This window comes from Porphyromonas loveana, assembly GCF_003096695.1.
In the GTDB taxonomy this organism is placed as follows: Bacteria; Bacteroidota; Bacteroidia; order Bacteroidales; family Porphyromonadaceae; genus Porphyromonas; species Porphyromonas loveana.
This window is the reverse complement of sequence record NZ_QEKY01000001.1, coordinates 185091-202017: the sequence shown is the minus strand read 5'-3', so window position 1 is coordinate 202017 and position 16927 is coordinate 185091. Positions and strand designations below refer to the sequence as shown.

13 protein-coding genes are annotated in these 16927 nt (G+C 48.2%); all 13 read right to left on the bottom strand.

Translation table 11 applies throughout. From position 1 onward, the window contains the following. Positions 1 to 25: 25 nt before the first annotated feature. A complete protein-coding gene (locus C7382_RS00835) occupies positions 26 to 3112 on the bottom strand; it encodes a SusC/RagA family TonB-linked outer membrane protein (RefSeq protein WP_243405611.1) in 3087 nt (1028 codons plus the stop codon). A 317-nt stretch (positions 3113 to 3429) separates the two neighbouring features. Continuing rightward, on the bottom strand, positions 3430 to 3783 hold the full coding sequence (folB, locus tag C7382_RS00830; RefSeq protein WP_116678416.1) for a dihydroneopterin aldolase: 354 nt from the start codon (positions 3781 to 3783) through the stop codon (positions 3430 to 3432). Further along, positions 3783 to 4697, bottom strand: coding sequence for a cation diffusion facilitator family transporter (locus tag C7382_RS00825; RefSeq protein WP_116678415.1), 915 nt, complete (start codon positions 4695 to 4697; stop codon positions 3783 to 3785). Before C7382_RS00825 ends, folB begins: the two co-directional genes overlap by 1 nt. Before the next feature lie 343 nt (positions 4698 to 5040). Further along, a complete protein-coding gene (locus C7382_RS00820) occupies positions 5041 to 6231 on the bottom strand; it encodes a hypothetical protein (RefSeq protein ID WP_116678414.1) in 1191 nt (396 codons plus the stop codon). Positions 6232 to 6254: 23 nt separating this feature from the next. Continuing rightward, positions 6255 to 7319, bottom strand: coding sequence for a peptide-methionine (R)-S-oxide reductase MsrB (gene msrB, locus C7382_RS00815; protein WP_116678458.1), 1065 nt, complete (start codon positions 7317 to 7319; stop codon positions 6255 to 6257). Positions 7320 to 7384: 65 nt separating this feature from the next. Beyond that, positions 7385 to 7858, bottom strand: coding sequence for a 23S rRNA (pseudouridine(1915)-N(3))-methyltransferase RlmH (rlmH, locus tag C7382_RS00810; RefSeq protein WP_116678413.1), 474 nt, complete (start codon positions 7856 to 7858; stop codon positions 7385 to 7387). Then, on the bottom strand, positions 7858 to 8274 hold the full coding sequence (locus tag C7382_RS00805) for a DUF3127 domain-containing protein (RefSeq protein ID WP_116678412.1): 417 nt from the start codon (positions 8272 to 8274) through the stop codon (positions 7858 to 7860). Before C7382_RS00805 ends, rlmH begins: the two co-directional genes overlap by 1 nt. 62 nt (positions 8275 to 8336) lie before the next feature. Further along, positions 8337 to 9320, bottom strand: a complete 984-nt coding sequence (trpS, locus tag C7382_RS00800; RefSeq protein ID WP_116678411.1) for a tryptophan--tRNA ligase — start codon at positions 9318 to 9320, stop codon at positions 8337 to 8339. Between the two features lie 216 nt (positions 9321 to 9536). Continuing rightward, complete coding sequence (gene rplS / locus C7382_RS00795; protein ID WP_116678410.1) at positions 9537 to 9902, bottom strand: 50S ribosomal protein L19; 366 nt, start codon at positions 9900 to 9902, stop codon at positions 9537 to 9539. Between the two features lie 230 nt (positions 9903 to 10132). Next, positions 10133 to 11749 (bottom strand): S8/S53 family peptidase, encoded by a 1617-nt coding sequence (locus C7382_RS00790; protein WP_116678409.1) that lies wholly within the window; start codon positions 11747 to 11749, stop codon positions 10133 to 10135. Positions 11750 to 12600: 851 nt separating this feature from the next. Next, a complete protein-coding gene (locus C7382_RS00785) occupies positions 12601 to 14715 on the bottom strand; it encodes a TonB-dependent hemoglobin/transferrin/lactoferrin family receptor (RefSeq protein ID WP_116678408.1) in 2115 nt (704 codons plus the stop codon). Between the two features lie 27 nt (positions 14716 to 14742). Continuing rightward, the gene (locus tag C7382_RS00780) at positions 14743 to 15894 is read right to left on the bottom strand and encodes an adenosylcobinamide amidohydrolase (protein WP_243405610.1); all 1152 of its coding nucleotides are present in this window, start codon (positions 15892 to 15894) and stop codon (positions 14743 to 14745) included. A 22-nt stretch (positions 15895 to 15916) separates the two neighbouring features. Further along, on the bottom strand, positions 15917 to 16924 hold the full coding sequence (locus C7382_RS00775) for an ABC transporter ATP-binding protein (RefSeq protein ID WP_116678407.1): 1008 nt from the start codon (positions 16922 to 16924) through the stop codon (positions 15917 to 15919). Positions 16925 to 16927: the final 3 nt, after the last annotated feature.

The following is a 16927-nucleotide window of genomic DNA, read 5'->3' as shown; positions in this document are numbered from 1 at the left end:
AAATTTTCTTTTTAAGTGGATTACATTAGAAAGATAGCTGAACGCCAAACATGTACTGCTTAGTATTGGGATACTGGTTCATAGACAGGTTTGCACCTGCTTCGGGGTCAAATCCTTTGAACTTAGTAACAGTAAGCAGATTGCGTGCCATCATGTAAACACGAGCTCCAGAAAGAACTTTCTGACCTGCAAAGAGGCTCTGAGGCAGGTTGTAGGTCAGCTTCAGATTCTTCAATCGGAGGAAAGAAGCATTTTCGAGAAGACGAGAGTCAAACTGCATTTGCTGTCCGATACGAGGAACATCTGAAGTAGGATTATCTGCCGTCCATGCATTGAGGATGGATTTGTCTTTATTAGTAAAGTTGAATCCAGAAGAAGTATTCTCTGTGAAAAAACGGTCGTTATTGATCATCCACTTACCGATGATGTATGCAAAGTCTGCATCCAAAGAGAGATCCTTCCACGATGCTCCAAGAGAGAAACCACCTGTTACAGGAGGATTGAGAGCCTTGTCTTCAATAGCATGTGCGAGACTTGCTGAATATACATTAGTGACCTTACGGCTGCCATCAGCATTGTATTCGCCAGGGACGTACCACATTTGGTCACCGCCTTTGAAAGGTTTACCTTCAGCGTCGACATAGTTTTCGCCACCTTGTTCTTTGTAGACACCTGCATATTCGGCCACATAAAATACAGTTGGCTTGCCTACAATCCAAGCATAGCTGTATCCATCGCGCACATAACGATCAAGACCTGAGAATAGACGAGTGATCTCTTCTCTGTTGTAGTTGAAGGTTGCAGAGCCGTAAACCTTGAAGTCCTTTGTACGAACGATGTCACCACCCACTGTGATGTCAAAACCCGTATTCTTCAAAGCTCCTACGTTCTGAAGCTGCGCCGTAAAACCGCTCAAATAAGGCAGAGGAACCTCGATAAGCATATCATCCGTAGCGCGAACATAGAAATCAACCTCTGCGGTAAGTCTTCCATTAAAGAATCCGGCAGAAACACCTACGTTGAACTGTGATTGCTGCTCCCAAGAGAGATTCGGGTTACCCGGCGTAGCTACAGAAAGGCCCAAGCCACTATCCGTATAAGGATTGCTACCTACAAGAGGCAAGTGAGCATAGTATTCAGGTGCACCTGAAGTATAGTTTAGCATTTCAGAGTTACCGGTCGTACCATAGCTCATCTTAAAGCGAAGATCATTGAGCCAAGTGCTTTCTTGGATGAACTTATTGAAAACATCCACCATAAGACCACCCGAATAGAACATTGCATTACGCTTATTGGCACCGAAACGAGAAGATTTGTCATTACGGAGAGAGAGGTCTACATAAAGCCACTTATCAAGGCCATAGCTTGCACGGCCGAAGAAAGAAAGGTATGCATATTCTGCCTTAGCTTGTTCGGGCAAAGTCAGATAATTACCAGCCTTTGCCTGGCTCAACATCATGAATTTAGGATTCTCATAACCCTGTCCAAAAGCTCCGAACATGTCATATTCGTAATCAATAAACTCGTGACCAGCCAAAAGCGTTACATCGTGCTTATCTTCTACAGAAAACTTATACTCAGCTGTATTCGTGAACGTCTTGGTCAAATAGTGATAGAATCGTTCGCGACTTGTTCCCAAAGGATCTGACGCCAACGGATCATTCGGCAACTTTTTAGCCGATGTACGCTCTTGCATAAAGTCAAAGCCAGCTTGAGCCTTCAATGTCAGCCCCTTTACCGGAGTAAACTGTGCATATCCACTCATCGTCGCCTGGTAGGCTTCGCGGTTATAAGGACGATAGCTATCGCGATAAGGAATACCCAACATTACTTTGTCTGAGAAGTCCATATAATACGCGTCCGCAAAATCACCAGAGGAAGTGTAGGGATTCAGATAGGGAGCAGCAACCATAGCTGCAAATGAACCTTCTGTGATATACGCATTACTTGAGAAACCAGAAGCACGTCTTTTAGCGAGAGCAGCGGAAACATTAGTTCCAATCTTAAGCCAATCGTTTATACGGCTTTCGAGGTTAAGACGACCGGTATAACGTCTCAAAAGAGACTCTGAACGAGAAATACCTTCTTGGTCAAAATAACCCAAAGAAGCAAAATAAGAAGTACCTTGAGAGCCTCCTTGGAAAGAAACATCACCTTGAATAGTAGGAGCTGTACGGAAATGATAGCCAACCCAGTCTGTATCTTGATTGAAATTGATGGGATTGAGTATGCCCTTCTGTATCTGGTCGGCAAGATAGGGTGAATAGTCGGCCAAAGCCTGACTTGCATCTGCGATGATATGATCTTTCCAATCTTCAAACGTGCTGTATTGGTTTGCCGCAGCATAGCCAACGCTATACTGCCAACGAGCGAACTCGTCACCACTCATCATGTTCTCGAACGGCTTCTTAGTGATAATGGAAGACACTCCATAGCTGGCGTTGAAGGTAACACGGTTACGTTCTCCCATCTTTCCACGCTTGGTTGTGATCACAATAACACCATTGGCAGCACGAGCACCATAGATTGACGTAGAAGAAGCATCCTTAAGAATCGTAAACGATTCAAAGTCATTAGGATTCATCCCAGCTACAACACCCAAATCTGTAGGCACACCGTCCACAATGTAAAGCGGGGCTGCACTCGAAGTAAGAGATCCACTACCATGAATCTTCACTGAGGCAACAGCCGTGGGGTCACCGGAACCAGTAATAACCTGCATACCTGCCACCTGACCTTGGAGAGCATCCATGATGTTGGCAACGGGCTTCTCTGCAAGCTTTTCACTGGAAACTTTGGCAACAGATCCAGAAACCGTACTCAACTTCTGCCCCGTACCATAGCCAAGAACTACCACCTGTTCCAAAAGCTTGGAATCAGGATCCAATACGATCCTCATCACGTTAGCGATGGCGACCTCTTTTGTGGTCATACCAGAGTAAGACACTCGCAGCGTCTTGGCATTGGCGGGTACACTCAACGTGAAGTTACCATCCAAGTCAGTTGCTGCACCAATAGTGGCATTACCTACAACCACGACATTCGCACCGATCAGCGGCTCGTTATCTTCGGAGGAGATAACTGTACCCTTCACGGTTCTATTCTGGGCCATGGCCCACCCAATGCTCGTAAGCAAGCAAAGGAAGAATAGCGTCATTCTTTTCATAGACTTTTCTTTTGCGTTAAACTTAAAATTATTACTGAATGTTCTTTATCCTTTTTTTCCTTGGTGTGTCCGTACTCTTTGCTGCCAGGTCACAGTAAAAACGAAACTGCATCCGACTCTCCTATATTACGGTCAGCGACAAAACTAAGTAAAAAATTCATATTCTGACTAATCTTTTCGATTGTTTTTCTCTCTAAGAAATCCGCTTCTCGTCTATTTGCCATCCAAACTTAGCAGAAATGGCAGATTTTTGGCTCATTTTGTCAGTCTCTCAAGATTATTGTGGCAGAATGAATATCAGCTCCAACAGGAGGATTGAGCTTACTGAGACTCACCGTGACTCCTGAGACTTGAGGGAAATCACGACGGATACGACGAAGGATGCGCCCTGCCACATGCTCAATGAGCTTAGAAGGGATAGACATCTCTTCCTTTACGGCTTCATATATGTGTCCATAGTGAAGTGTATCTTCTATGGAGTCGGACTCAACGGCCTGAGACAGATCGACCTGCAGAGACAAATCCGCTACAAACCAATTACCGACTATTTGTTCTTGCTCCATGACTCCATGATGAGCATAAAAACGCATGGCATCCAATCTGATTTCGGTCTGCATCACTTTTTGGAGGAAGGCTCAATATGTATTACAATATGTGTAGGCTCTCCATATTGGCGACGCAGACTCTCCTCAATCCGCTGAGTCGCGGCATGAGACGAAGCTACTGTCATCTCGCCATCCACCAAGACATCGGCTTCGACAGCGTAATAGTTGCCGATGCTACGGGTGCGCAGCTTACGCACATCAACCACGGCAGACTCTGTGCGAATGATTTGTTCAATCTCAGCTTCTAGATCATCGGGCAGACTTTGCTCAAGCAAATCTCGGAAAGCCGGAAGAGCCATCTGGAACCCTACCTTAATAATGAAGACACTGACAACAGCTGCAGACAGAGGCTCGAGGATCATCCACCCCTTTCCCAAAAGGGAAGCGCCGGATATGCCGACAAAGGTAGCAATAGAAGAATAGGCATCGCTACGGTGGTGCCACGCATTGGCAATTACGGAACGACTATTTTCTTCTTTACCAACACGGAAGGTGACGCGAAACAACCATTCTTTCAGCGCAATGGAGAAAATAGCCATGATAAGGGCGATGAGTCCTGGTCGAGACAACTCTGTACCATAGTGCAAATGGTTATACACTTTGGTTAATCCCTCAGAACATAGCATGGCCCCAACGATGATGAGAGCAACAGCAATAATGACTGTACCCATAGTTTCGTATTTGCCATGGCCATAATCGTGCTTCTTATCTGAAGGTTTGCCCGAAATAGAGACGAATACAAAAACGACTGCATCCGTCATCAGATCAGATAGTGAGTGGACAGCATCGGCAATCATAGCCCCACTAAGGCCAACGATGCCGGCAACGAACTTGCCGATTGTCAGCAGCAGGTTAAGGATACTACCCATAACTGTGACACGTCTGATGCGTCGGGATCGACGATCGGGTTGAATAGAGGGAGTCATACTATTGTTATAGTGAGACAAAATGGGGTTGCAAATCTAAACAATATTGCTAACTTTGCAATAGGACAAAAGGAATAAGCCGCACTGTTAGATCGGGAAACTCATCATAACAATTTATTCCGTGGACAATTTCATCGCTGATGGCGGGCCGCACCTTCGGGTTGCTTCTACGCACAGCGGATTACAAAGGTGATGGAATCCTCAAATCTTGTCTTTCGGAGTTTACGCTATCCGCAGTGCGGCTTTCATTATATAGGATGCGTCCGATAAAGGAAGAAACCTTTATCGGACGCACTTTGTTAGACCTCACCCATTGTAAAAGCGAAGGGATAAAAGGCTATTGTTACTTGCCGATGGACTGGATACGCTTGCGAACGCCTTTGGATATTTCCAAGAACATATAGCCAGACTGACCGGAGTGAATCAGCTCTTCACTCTCTTCATATTTTTTATTGGCATACTCCTTCGATTTCTCGAAAGTGAGAAGAGACATCTGATTCTGGGATTTGCCCATCATTGTAGAATCAAGTTGCTCATCGGGGAAGAAGTCATCCAGATCGACATCTCCGATCATCGTTGTTTCCAAAAAATTTTTCTGTTGCTTGGTGCCATCTGTATAATAGCCGACAAACATGTGCCCAGGCATACGAACAAGGATGGGCTCGATATTAATCGCCCGGAGTAATGAAGCGAAAAGCACACTACCATCTACGCAGTTGATCTGAGAAGACTCCAAGGCATCATCAAAGGTACGCACCCGCTGAGAGAGAACTACATTGCTCGACAGACTCGAATTGGCCACCGAGCTATATTTGAATTGTCGTTTCTGCAGGATATTCCAAAGGGCATAAACTTGTTTGTCAACAGGTGTGTGAGCATTTTGATAACCAGAAAAGCGATTGACAATTCGCGTATTCAAGGCCTCTCGCAAAAGCTGGTCAATCTTGGGATTCTCCTCGTTTACATAGGCGGCAAAGAAAATCCCCGTCTCATGGAAAACTCTGTCGGCAGTGAAATAGCCTAGGAGACACTCATTGAGACTGCGCACCGAGTAGGTACGCACCTGTTGGCCAAGATCTACACCATTGATCTCTACCTTCACAGCCACACTTATAGGCTCAGCCTGATTATTGTTACGCAACACCTCATATTTCCAGATGATATCCGGATATATAGTATAATAGGAACGAGCCTTATCCAATATGAATTCAGAGACAGAACGCGCAAAGAAAGGTGTCTCTTCCACTTCGATCCTCACTCGGCTGACCGCAGAGCGCGTGCGTAGCCGTACGGAAATGACTGACTTCGGATTGCCCACATACAAGCCCTCCGCCGGCTGAATCACCTCGGCATCGGTCGTCGCCACAGAGAGAATTGCCGAAGGAAAGATGTTACCGCCCAGCTCGTCACGAATCTCAAATCTATACCCATATGGGGAATAACGAAAAAGCCATACCCCCAAAGAGATAACGACCACCAATGCAATGGCAGTGATCGTCCATACACGTTTGTGTTTTGAATTTACCTTGATCATAGCGACCCCTCTCTATTCTTCTATCACCGCTTATCCAGCAGGCGCAAAAGATCTCCATAGCCCTCTTGCTGCATCTCTTCTTTGGGGATGAATCGGAGCGAAGCGCTATTAATACAATAACGTAGTCCGCCTTTCTCCATCGGGCCGTCATTGAAGACATGCCCCAAATGGGCATCCCCCGTGTTACTGCGGACTTCGGTTCGGGTCATTCCATGCGTGCGGTCGATACGTTCTACGATGAGGTCTTTCCGAATGGGCTTCGTAAAGCTGGGCCACCCACAACCCGATTCGAACTTATCCGTCGAAAGGAAAAGCGGTTCACCTGTCGTGACATCTACGTAAATCCCTTCATCAAATTCATCCCAATATTCATTCCTAAATGCCGGCTCCGTAGCATTGTTGCGAGTGACGGCATACTGCTCCGGTGTCAGACGACGACGAAGCTCCTCGTCCTCGGCACGTTGATAGACACGCCCGTTAGGATCGGGATTGGCTTTTCTGGCCAACTCGAAGAGCGCAGGATCTATATGACAATAACCTCGCGGATTATGCTCCAGATAATCTTGATGGTAACGCTCGGCTGCATAGAAGTTTTTGAGTGGTTCATGCTCCACCACGATCGGCCGGTCATACTGCTGCGCCAATGCCTCCAAAGCTGCGGTGACAGTAGCAGCATCTTCCGGATCGGTGTAGTAGATCCCTGTGCGGTACTGCGTACCCATATCAGGTCCTTGTCTATTGAGGATAGTCGGGTCAATTGTCTTGAAGAAAAGTTCGAGCAATAGTGTAAGAGAGAGCTCAGTCGGCGCATACTCCACTCGCACTGTCTCTGCAAAACCGGTAGTCTGCGTACACACTTCTTCATAAGTGGGATCTTCTATGTTGCCGTTGGCATATCCCACTTCTGTGTTCCGCACTCCGCGTATCTGCTTGAGGAAGTGATCCGTCCCCCAAAAGCATCCTCCCGCCAGATAGATTGTCCGCGTTTCGGGGATGCTGTCGCTCTGATGTGCCGATGGGGAACAACTGCCGGCACTGAATAATCCTAAAGAGACCATACTGACAAGTAAGAAGAAATATTTCGTCATCATATTTGTCCGAACATTGCTACGTGATATAGAAATAGACGGGAAAATACGAAAAAGGTTTAGTGTTATTCGTGATGATAGGGTTCGTGATTGAGAATGGTCATTGCCCGATAGATCTGCTCGGTGAAGAAGAGTCTGATCATCTGGTGGGAGAAAGTCATCCGACTGAGCGATACACGCTCGGCTGCTGCATTGTATATCGCCGAACTGAATCCATACGGTCCGCCAACGATGAAAACAAGGCGGTGAATGCCGGCAAGCATCTTCTTCTGCAAATAGGAAGCAAACTCCATACTGCTATGCTCCTTGCCACGTTCATCCAGCAAGACGACACTGTCCGAAGGGCGCAAACGGGCAAGAATCTCCCTACCCTCCATTTCCTTCTGCTGTTCGGGAGAGGTTTTACTACCGATGCGGACATCGGGAATCACCTCTATCTCGAAAGACACATAATGGCTCAGCCGACGGATGTATTCGTCCGTAGCTTGAGCCATCAGTTTGCTGTCGGTCTTACCTACAACGAGCAGGAGTATCTTCATCAGAAGGGCAAGTCGTCGCCGGAGTCGGAATTGGATGCCCAACCCGTTGCCGGCTGAGCAGGCATGGTCGGCTGCTGTGCGGCGAAAGAAGGAGCCGATGCAGGAGTTGCTTCGGGTTGCATCTGAGGAGCTTGCGGGGCTACCAAGCCTCGCTCCATGCGCCAAGCCTTCACATCCGTGTACCAACGACCATTGAATTCACGGCTCTCCACATCTACCCAGATGGTCACCTGATCACCTACTTGATAGGAAGGGTCAATGCGATCGCCCCAGACACTGAAGTGAATCTTGCGGGGAAACTGATCGGGGGTTTCCAGTACGTACTCTTGTTTTTTCCATTCCTTGCCGGAAGTCTTGCCGACTCCGGAGCTGAGAGGCAGCACCTGAACGAGCTGACCTTGAATCTGAATATCCATAATTGTATCTATTCTTATGATCTTGTTTCTTGTTTTAGGACTTGCCTTTATCCGTCGAAAGCTTAACGAAAGCCGATGATCCGGCGCACTTCGGCAACGGTGCGCACAGCGCTTTCTCGTGCCCGCTCAGCTCCTTCACGTACGACTCTATCGAGATAGTCTTCGTCGGCCTGAATCTCCAAGATACGCTCACGTATCGGAGCGGTGAAAGACACGATATCTTCGGCCAACTGCTTCTTGAGATCGCCGTATCGGATGGCACAGCTGTTATAGAGTCCATCGAAGTGATTGTAAACCTCTTCGCTGGATACGATGCGCAGCATGGAGAAGAGGTTCTCCACCGGTTCCGGCTTGATGCTGTTGGGCTCTTGGGGACCGGCATCGGTTACAGCCTTCATCACTTTCTTGCTGATTGCTTTGGGATCGTCGGCCAAATAGATGGCATTGCCTTCGCTCTTGCCCATCTTGCCGGAACCGTCCAGACCCGGCACCTTCACCGCCGTAGCACCAAGCGAGAAAGAGGCAGGCTCGGGGAAGAAGTCCACACCATATATCGTATTGAAACGGCGGGCAAACTTGCGGGCCATCTCCATATTCTGCTCCTGATCTTTGCCTACAGGCACTTTGACAGCCTTGTGTAGGAGGATGTCCGCAGCCATGAGCGTAGGGTAAGTGAGAAGACCGGCATTGACGTTGTCCGGCTGTTGGCGAGCTTTTTCCTTAAACGATGTGGTACGTTCCAACTCCCCCAAGTAGGCATTCATATTAAGGTAGAGATACAGCTCCAGCGCCTCGGGCACATCGCTCTGCACATAGATGGTTGCTTTCTCGGGATCGATGCCACAGGCCAAATACTCAGCCAGAATGGTGCGCACATTGCGTACAATGTTGTCAGGATGCGGATGCGTCGTCAGGGAATGCCAGTCGGCGATGAAGAAGTAACAATTATGGCTGTGTTGCATATCCAAAAAGCTCCTGATAGCGCCAAAATAGTTGCCCAAATGCAGATTGCCGGTCGGCCTGATGCCACTGACTACGGTTTCCATATTACAATTCCTATTTAATTTTTTTCGATGATTGCAAAGATAATGAAAAGAGGGCGTTCATTACATATAATAAGAAACTGACCGAGCAACAGTCTATGCACGAGCAGATAGCACGGGATATAAAACAGCTCGCCCGAGCAAACGACGAAGAGTCGTAAGCTCGGGCAGTGATGCTGTATGCGTGCAGAGAGACTTGAAGTCTCGCTCTACGAAATGTTACGCTTTGGAAGCAACGTTCACGCGGCGCTCCTTGATACGAGCTTTCTTGCCGGTGAGGCCACGCAGATAATACAGCTTGGCACGACGTACCTTACCGTACTTCTCAACGGTGATGCTTTCGATGAAGGGGCTTTCGAGCGGGAAGATACGCTCCACACCGATGCCGTCAGAAATCTTGCGAACGGTGAAACGCTTTTTCTCGCCATGACCGCTGATGCGGATAACCACGCCGCGATACTTCTGGATACGTTCCTTGTTACCCTCCTTGATGCGGTATTCTACCGTGATGGTATCGCCGCTGTTAAATTTGGGATGTTCTTTCCCTGACTTGAACTCTTCGTTTACGATCTTAATAAAGTCCATTGTTCTTGCTTTTTGGATTAGTCCTTTTACTAAACGCAATATTCACAGGCAACTCGTTATTTCCTGCCAGAGATTACGCAAAGCGACTGCAAAGAAACGAAATTCGATCGAAATCACAAAACCCACCACAGACTCCTACTCGTTGAGAATTTGTTTGCGGCAGTAAAAAGGGCTGCGCCATCAGCGTGACACAGCCCTTCTATTATCGCATGGGGAAGTAAGCAGGAGGCTTATTCTTTCACCACTTTCTTAAGGATCTCACCTTTGCTTGTGTTCATCTTCACCAGATAAACACCGGTCGGGAGGTGAGAGATATTGATCACGTCCTGATTCTTACCGGCCATTTCGTAAACACCCACGCTCTTACCGGCAGCATCCAGAACCTCTACGCGGTCTACACCCCCCTGGACTCTCAGTTCACCAACTGTCGGATTGGGGAAGATGCTCACATCGTTGTCGCTCAGGACCTCGTCCATGCTATTGCCATATGCCACCGCCTTTTGTATAGCACCATAGGCATTGAGTCTTCTTTTTCCGGCTACCAAGTTGTTCAGAGAGGCAAGCTCATCGGCCCCTTCCAACAAAAACTCTCTCACCTTGAGAGCGAAAGCTGCAGGATCTGCCTTGCAAGACTCGATCATATTCTTGGGCATCGCCGCATACATGAGAGCTATTACACCTGCCACTTGAGGCGTAGCCATAGATGTACCGGTATTATTGGCATATGCATTGTTCGGCATAGTCGAATAAATATTGGTGCCGGGAGCACCAATGTCGATATGGGTAGTCCCATAGCCCGCACTAACGTATTTTTGATCGAGGTTGGTCGTATTCGTCACACCGAGCATATACAAACTTGCGCATGTAGAAGGAACATCACCCACCTGATCCACATTCACGTTTCTATTGGGTCCTGCAGCAGCACTGAGGATACCTTGCTTGCCCATCTCGTCATACATGGAGCACCATATAGGGTAATTGTTCGGATTGGCATAGTCTATACCGAAAGAAGAGTTGGAGGCCACAATAAAGGCGCCTTTTTCTCCATTTGTTTCATTGTAGAGTTTGCGCTGGGCCAGCACATAAGAATAGGCCTTTACGACGATAGATTCGGTTCCCGAACTACCACGAATCGGAAGCACTTTCACAGCCCAATTCACCCCGGCGACTCCCTTGCCATTGTTGCCGATAGCACCGACAATTCCAGCCACATGCGTACCGTGACTGTCCGATATTATATTGCCATTATTAGTATACGCATTCCATCCGTGATAATCATCAATGTAGCCATTGCCGTCATCGTCTATCCCGTTACCCGGAGTCTCGTGGCGATTTTTCCAGAGGTTCAGATCTTGGTGATTGAGAAACACTCCCCCATCGATAACAGCCACAACAATCGTATCGCCCAAAGCCGTGAGACCACCGGTCGTGTATTCGTCCCATGCCTTGGGAAGCTGCATTTTCGCTGGTGCCCATTGCTGGTTGTAGTAGGTATCATCAGGCGTAACGTCTCGCATCGAGATGTTGGTGTGATTATTTTGGATATGACGGATATCACCATTTCGAGAGAGATTTTGCATGATCAGATCTCTGTGTTTAACATCGCCTTTGATCTCAAAAAGCCAAATGTTCAGGTCCTTGGACAACAGCTCTTTAGGAGCAATTGCTTCGTTGGATCGCGCTGCGAATGAGGCTGCATCCACCCCCTGCTCCAGCCAAATGATAAACTCATTCTCCACATAAGAAATCGACTCCTGCGAGGGAGTGCCCGCTGTGTTCTTTTTAGCCTCTTGTCCATACGCAAGCATGGTGACAAAAAGCAATGCTAGAATAATTCTTGCTCTCATACTTAATGTTCTTATTATCAGTTCGTTTTACAATTTTCATCCTCTATTTATATCCGCTTTTACACAATGGAGGGGAGCTAATCCGCGACTAAGATAGGAAAAAGGAAGAAGAAAATTGGAATTTATCGGTTTTTCGGACTGCTTTGAATTTGGCAAACGGTGATCGCCCCCTTGTGCAAGTCGCCCGATACTGCTACTTTTGCAGACCAACGAGCACCTATTCTCTGAATTGATCCGATCGCCTCTCAAAAAGATGCCACTAACTAAATGCCCCAAGATGTACCCAACGCACCTCTTTTCGATTCTCCCCACACAATCTTGCCCTATCATACCAGATCGGCACATGACTCGATTTCTACTCCCTGAGGCTAATCCGAATCCCTCAATTATGACCAGTCAGGAATAACAGACCGCTACTTACGCTCCCGAAGCAACGCAAAGCGCCCACAGAGTTATCATCAAAACTCTGTGGGCGCTTTGCGTTTATCGTACCGAGAATTGGGTCAAAGGAGGATGTAAAGATTATAAAGTCTGTTTCTGATCTTTATAAAGTTCACTTGCAATGATTATAATAATTAGAAATGATTTTTATAAAAATTGCATCTAAGGATTATAAAGATGATCATCCACTCTTCCAAAAATCGACATACGACCTCCCAAGGCCAATCTTTCGGGCTCAGTCGCCTCATCGGCCACCTTCCCCAAGAGCTTTTATTTAGAATGAGTCTAAACAAGTATTCGTTGTTGAAAAGTTTTTTCGCGCCATGGCTGGACTACAAATGCAAAGCGGGTATGCCAAATTTCACTCGGCATACCCGCTTCCTTTAAAGGAAAAAGCTCCTCTGTCGTGTTTAGAAGTTGACAGTGAGCTTGCCGAAGAGGTTGCGACCCGGCATATTGTAGCCGTCCTTCTCCGTATAGTTCTCGTCGAGGATATTGTTCAGGTGCAACCCAACGCTCAAGACCTTATTGAAGTGGTAGTAAGCCGCCGCGTTGAAGACGAGTGCTTGCGGATGACGCAGCAGACCTTTTGCAGCCAGTTCGGGTTCTTCGGCCTGCAAGAGAGCAGCCAAGTCGGGACGTACTTCGGGATAGTAAGTATACCAGTTCTGTTCGATACGACGTCCCATGAAGCGACCGTTCAGCATGAGCTCAAGACCTTGCTTGCAGCGAAAATCGAGACCGAAGGTAACGTTCTGCTTGCGTACGTAGTAAAGATCGGTCCATTGAGAGTCGGCAGCATCGCCCTTCATCTCTGCATTGAGCATGAAAGTACCGTTCATAAATGCGCGGAGCGAGAACTTATTGGCAAAGAGAGTGCCGAAGTCATAGGACAACATGGCCTCGATACCACTCATACGAGCCTTGTCGGTATTGACATAGGTGGTTGTATAGTTGGCATCATAGACTGACATGATCAGATCCTTGTGATCGGTATGGAAGTAGGTCACGTCGGCTTGGATACCACAAGAAGGATTGTTGTAGCCGAATCCGAAGTCGAACGTAGCAGAACGCTCGGGCTTGAGGTCGGGGTTACCCATTGTCGTACCAAAAGCACCCACATAGTAACCGGCTTTCTGATAAGCATCCGGAGCCGTGAAAGCGCTACCATAAGTGGCATGCGCCGTGAGTCCCTTGACGAATTCGTATCGGAGGCCGACATTGGGGCTGACTACATTGTGATTTTCTCTCTTATAGTCATTATGGAGATATTTGTTTTCTTTCAGGATGAAAGCCATGAAGTCCGCTCGAGCACCGGCAGTAAGAGTGAGGGCGTTGTCGAGCAGGTAGAAGTTGGCCTGTCCGAATACACCCAGGTTGTTAGTTGAGTAGCCGGGGTTGTACGGGAGCGTATTGACGCCTGCCTGTGAGAATCGCTCAGAGTTTGTCGTAGCACTGCGGGCATCCACACCGACAACCACATTATGACGGCCGAAAGAGATTTTGTCCTGCAACAAAGCGCCAAGCGAAGTATAGTCGGATTTGAAATCGACGAAGCCCGTAGGATCAGCCTTGTCGTAGTTCTCTGCCTTCTCCACATTATAATAGGGAGAGAACTGCAAACTGTGGTTGCCAAGTTGCCCGAGGAGTTCGGCCGAAGTAGCAGAACGATTCAGATTTTTCTTAGTCTGACCATACACCTTCCAGATACTGCCACCAAGAGGGATATCGTTACCGATGAAGAGATTCTCGTACACATTCAGTGACCATCCCTGAGCGAAATCGATACCAAAGCGGAGACGTCCGGAGCCTATCGTGTAATCACTATTCTCCATCTTTTGTCCCTGTGTCTTAGGATCAACGATAAGTTCTTCAAGAGGACTGAGGGAGAGGAAGTTTTTTGTACCCGTCTTGTAGGCCCTGTTCTGCTTGTCCAACCCCACACTCAGATCGAAGGAAAAGATATCCTCGAAGCGACCACCCATATTGAAGGCTCCCACAACGGTCTCGTAGCTACCACCGCCGAGCGAAACGTTGCCTCGCACTTTGTCCTTGGACTTCTTGGTGATAACATTGATGATACCGCCCATGGCATTTGTACCATAAATAGAGGAAAAGGGACCTTTGAGGATCTCGATCTGCTCGATGTCCTGAACACTGAGCGTAGAGATGTTGTCTGTACCGGCAGGGATACCGTTCACCAACACGTTTACATACTTGCCCGAAGGCTTGAAACCGCGGATACCAATATTGGAATTAAAGCCCGGGTACTGGGTCACATCAAGGGAACTTTGACTCTTGAGCAGATCAGTCATGTTCGTAAATCCGGACTGCTCGATATTGCGTGCCGGAATAACTTCCAGCTTGGCCGGCACGAGCTTCAAGGGGACGGAAGTACGCGTGGAGTAAACCGTGACGGGCTCCAGATTTTGCGACCGCAAAGAGTCAACTTGTTCATTGTCGGTTTTGGCAAAAGCCTGCGCTGATATGCCCAGAGACAATAGCGCGAAGAAAATTTTTTTCATAACGGGTTATTTATTGAAACTATTACTTTAGGTAGTGATTCTCTGTTTGAGTATCCCGGCGAGAGTCAGGATCGTTTGGGAAAGGACAGTACGATAGATCGGCTCATCTGCGACAGATGTATAGTCCATCCTTTTTATATCTGTGATCTTATTCTCTGCAAAAAGGGAGTCGAGCATACTGCCTGCTGTGTGGCTCATGCTTGCATCGGAGAGAATGCCCCAGCGATTTTGGTCGCATAGATGAGCGATGGCAGCCACTGTAGCGAGGAGATTTTGGTCTCGATCCATCTGTATCATTTTTTCTTCCAATGCCTCTTTCTGCAGGGACGGATACAATTCGAGACAACGAGCGATTATCGCCTCCTTCGTTATCTCGTAGCGCTTCGTCTGCCATTCGATCGATGCTTGCCGCAAAGGCGTCATAGCAGTCTGCTTAGCAAGGGCTTCTTTGACCGACTCCTTCACTGTCTGCCCTATCATCTCGCCCATCAACACATGCTTGCCACTATTGTACAGCACCGTTTCGGACGCTCTGTTGCAAACGGCTATCATGGAATCGGTACCAGAGCCGGTAGCCAAATCTTCGGAGTATCGGCTATTGGCCATAAGTTCTTGCAGGGCTGCTGTTTTAGCTTCGGTTGCAGTAACGATGGCGCGCGTCAAGGCTCCTGCATCCAAGAGAGCATCAATGAAGAGAAAGACGTTGATTGTACCGGGTTTGATGAGGTCGGTCTGCGTAAATTCGTCGTAGGCAGCCGGCTCTCCGGCCCGTCCTCCGTTGACGTCAATGCCCGCAGTCGTTACAGCCATGACCGTGACGCCATGATATTCGCGTGTAGAGATGGCTGTATTCTCGATAAGAGCTGCTGTCCCCATGCCCGTCGTAACAGCGAGCGGAAGCCCCAAGTCTTCTGCCAAGGCGGCATAATGCTCGGTCATTGTCTTGCCTCTCATGCCCGTTGAGCGCTTAGCTACTACATCAGGATGCCGCCCGCAACTATTATTGAAAGCGTATTGTAAATCCTCTCGGTAACCTCCGTTAAGATTAGACGTACTGACTACGCCGCGGTGACCGACAAAACGCACGATCATACTCTCACCGTAATGATAGATGGGATCGCCCATCGGGCTGAAGAAGAGTGGTTGTAGTTGGCCGAGTTCGGGAATGGGAGTGGACATAGAACGATCGGGCTTTATTTATCTATTTGTGGACACAGTGCAAGGCATGTAGAAGCGAGCCGATAGAGTCGTGGCGCTCGCTACGATTTTCTAACTGCAACAACCAACCGTTTTCCTGAATAAGGACTTTTCTTGTGCAGGCCGTATCGGCAGTCTCTACGAAGCCGTTACGATGCAGGGCATTGAGCGTCCATTTATAAGAAGCACCACATCCCTCAACCAAGACTGGCACGGCTGTGCTATGCTTGACAGAGAAGGCGCCAAGCTCCGGATCGAAGCTGAGTTTATCGTTGCCGAATACACGTTCAAAAGCATGACTCAACACCAAGTCCTCGGGCGCGCCACAGGTGACAACTCCTTCCCTATCCATCAACCACACAGTGTCAGCCCATTGCAAAGCCAGATCCATTTCGTGCGTGGACATAAGGATGCTTTTGTAGGTATTGCGAGTCAGATCGCGCAGCATGGCGATGACCTCCAGACGACTTGGCAAGTCTAAGTGCGCTGTCGGTTCGTCCAAGAGCATGACGGGTGTCTGCTGAGCCAGCGCACGCGCTATCATGACGCGCTGTTTCTCTCCGTCGCTTAATTCGCTGTAGAGGCGGGATTCGAATCCTGTCAGTCGGCAGGCCGTAAGTGATTCACTCACGATGCGTTTGTCCTCGGCACTCAACCTTCCTCTATAACTCACATAAGGATAGCGTCCGATAACCACAATGTCATGAACCGTTAGGTTCCTGGATGCTATCTTGTCAGTGAGAACCAAGCTGAACATCTTGGCCTTTTCACTCATACGCAGACTGTGCATGTCGCGTCCTGCGATGGTGATCTCGCCCGACATAGGCTGCAAGAGTCCTGCCATCGTGAGCATGAGCGTGGACTTGCCGCAGCCGTTAGGCCCCATCAGCATCACCAACTCTCCCGACAGGACTGAGAGGTCAATCCGCTTGGAGACGATCCGCTCCGTTTTCCTGCTCTTATAGCCTGTGGAGAGACGGCTCAGTACGATATTATCGGCATGGGTACTCATGGG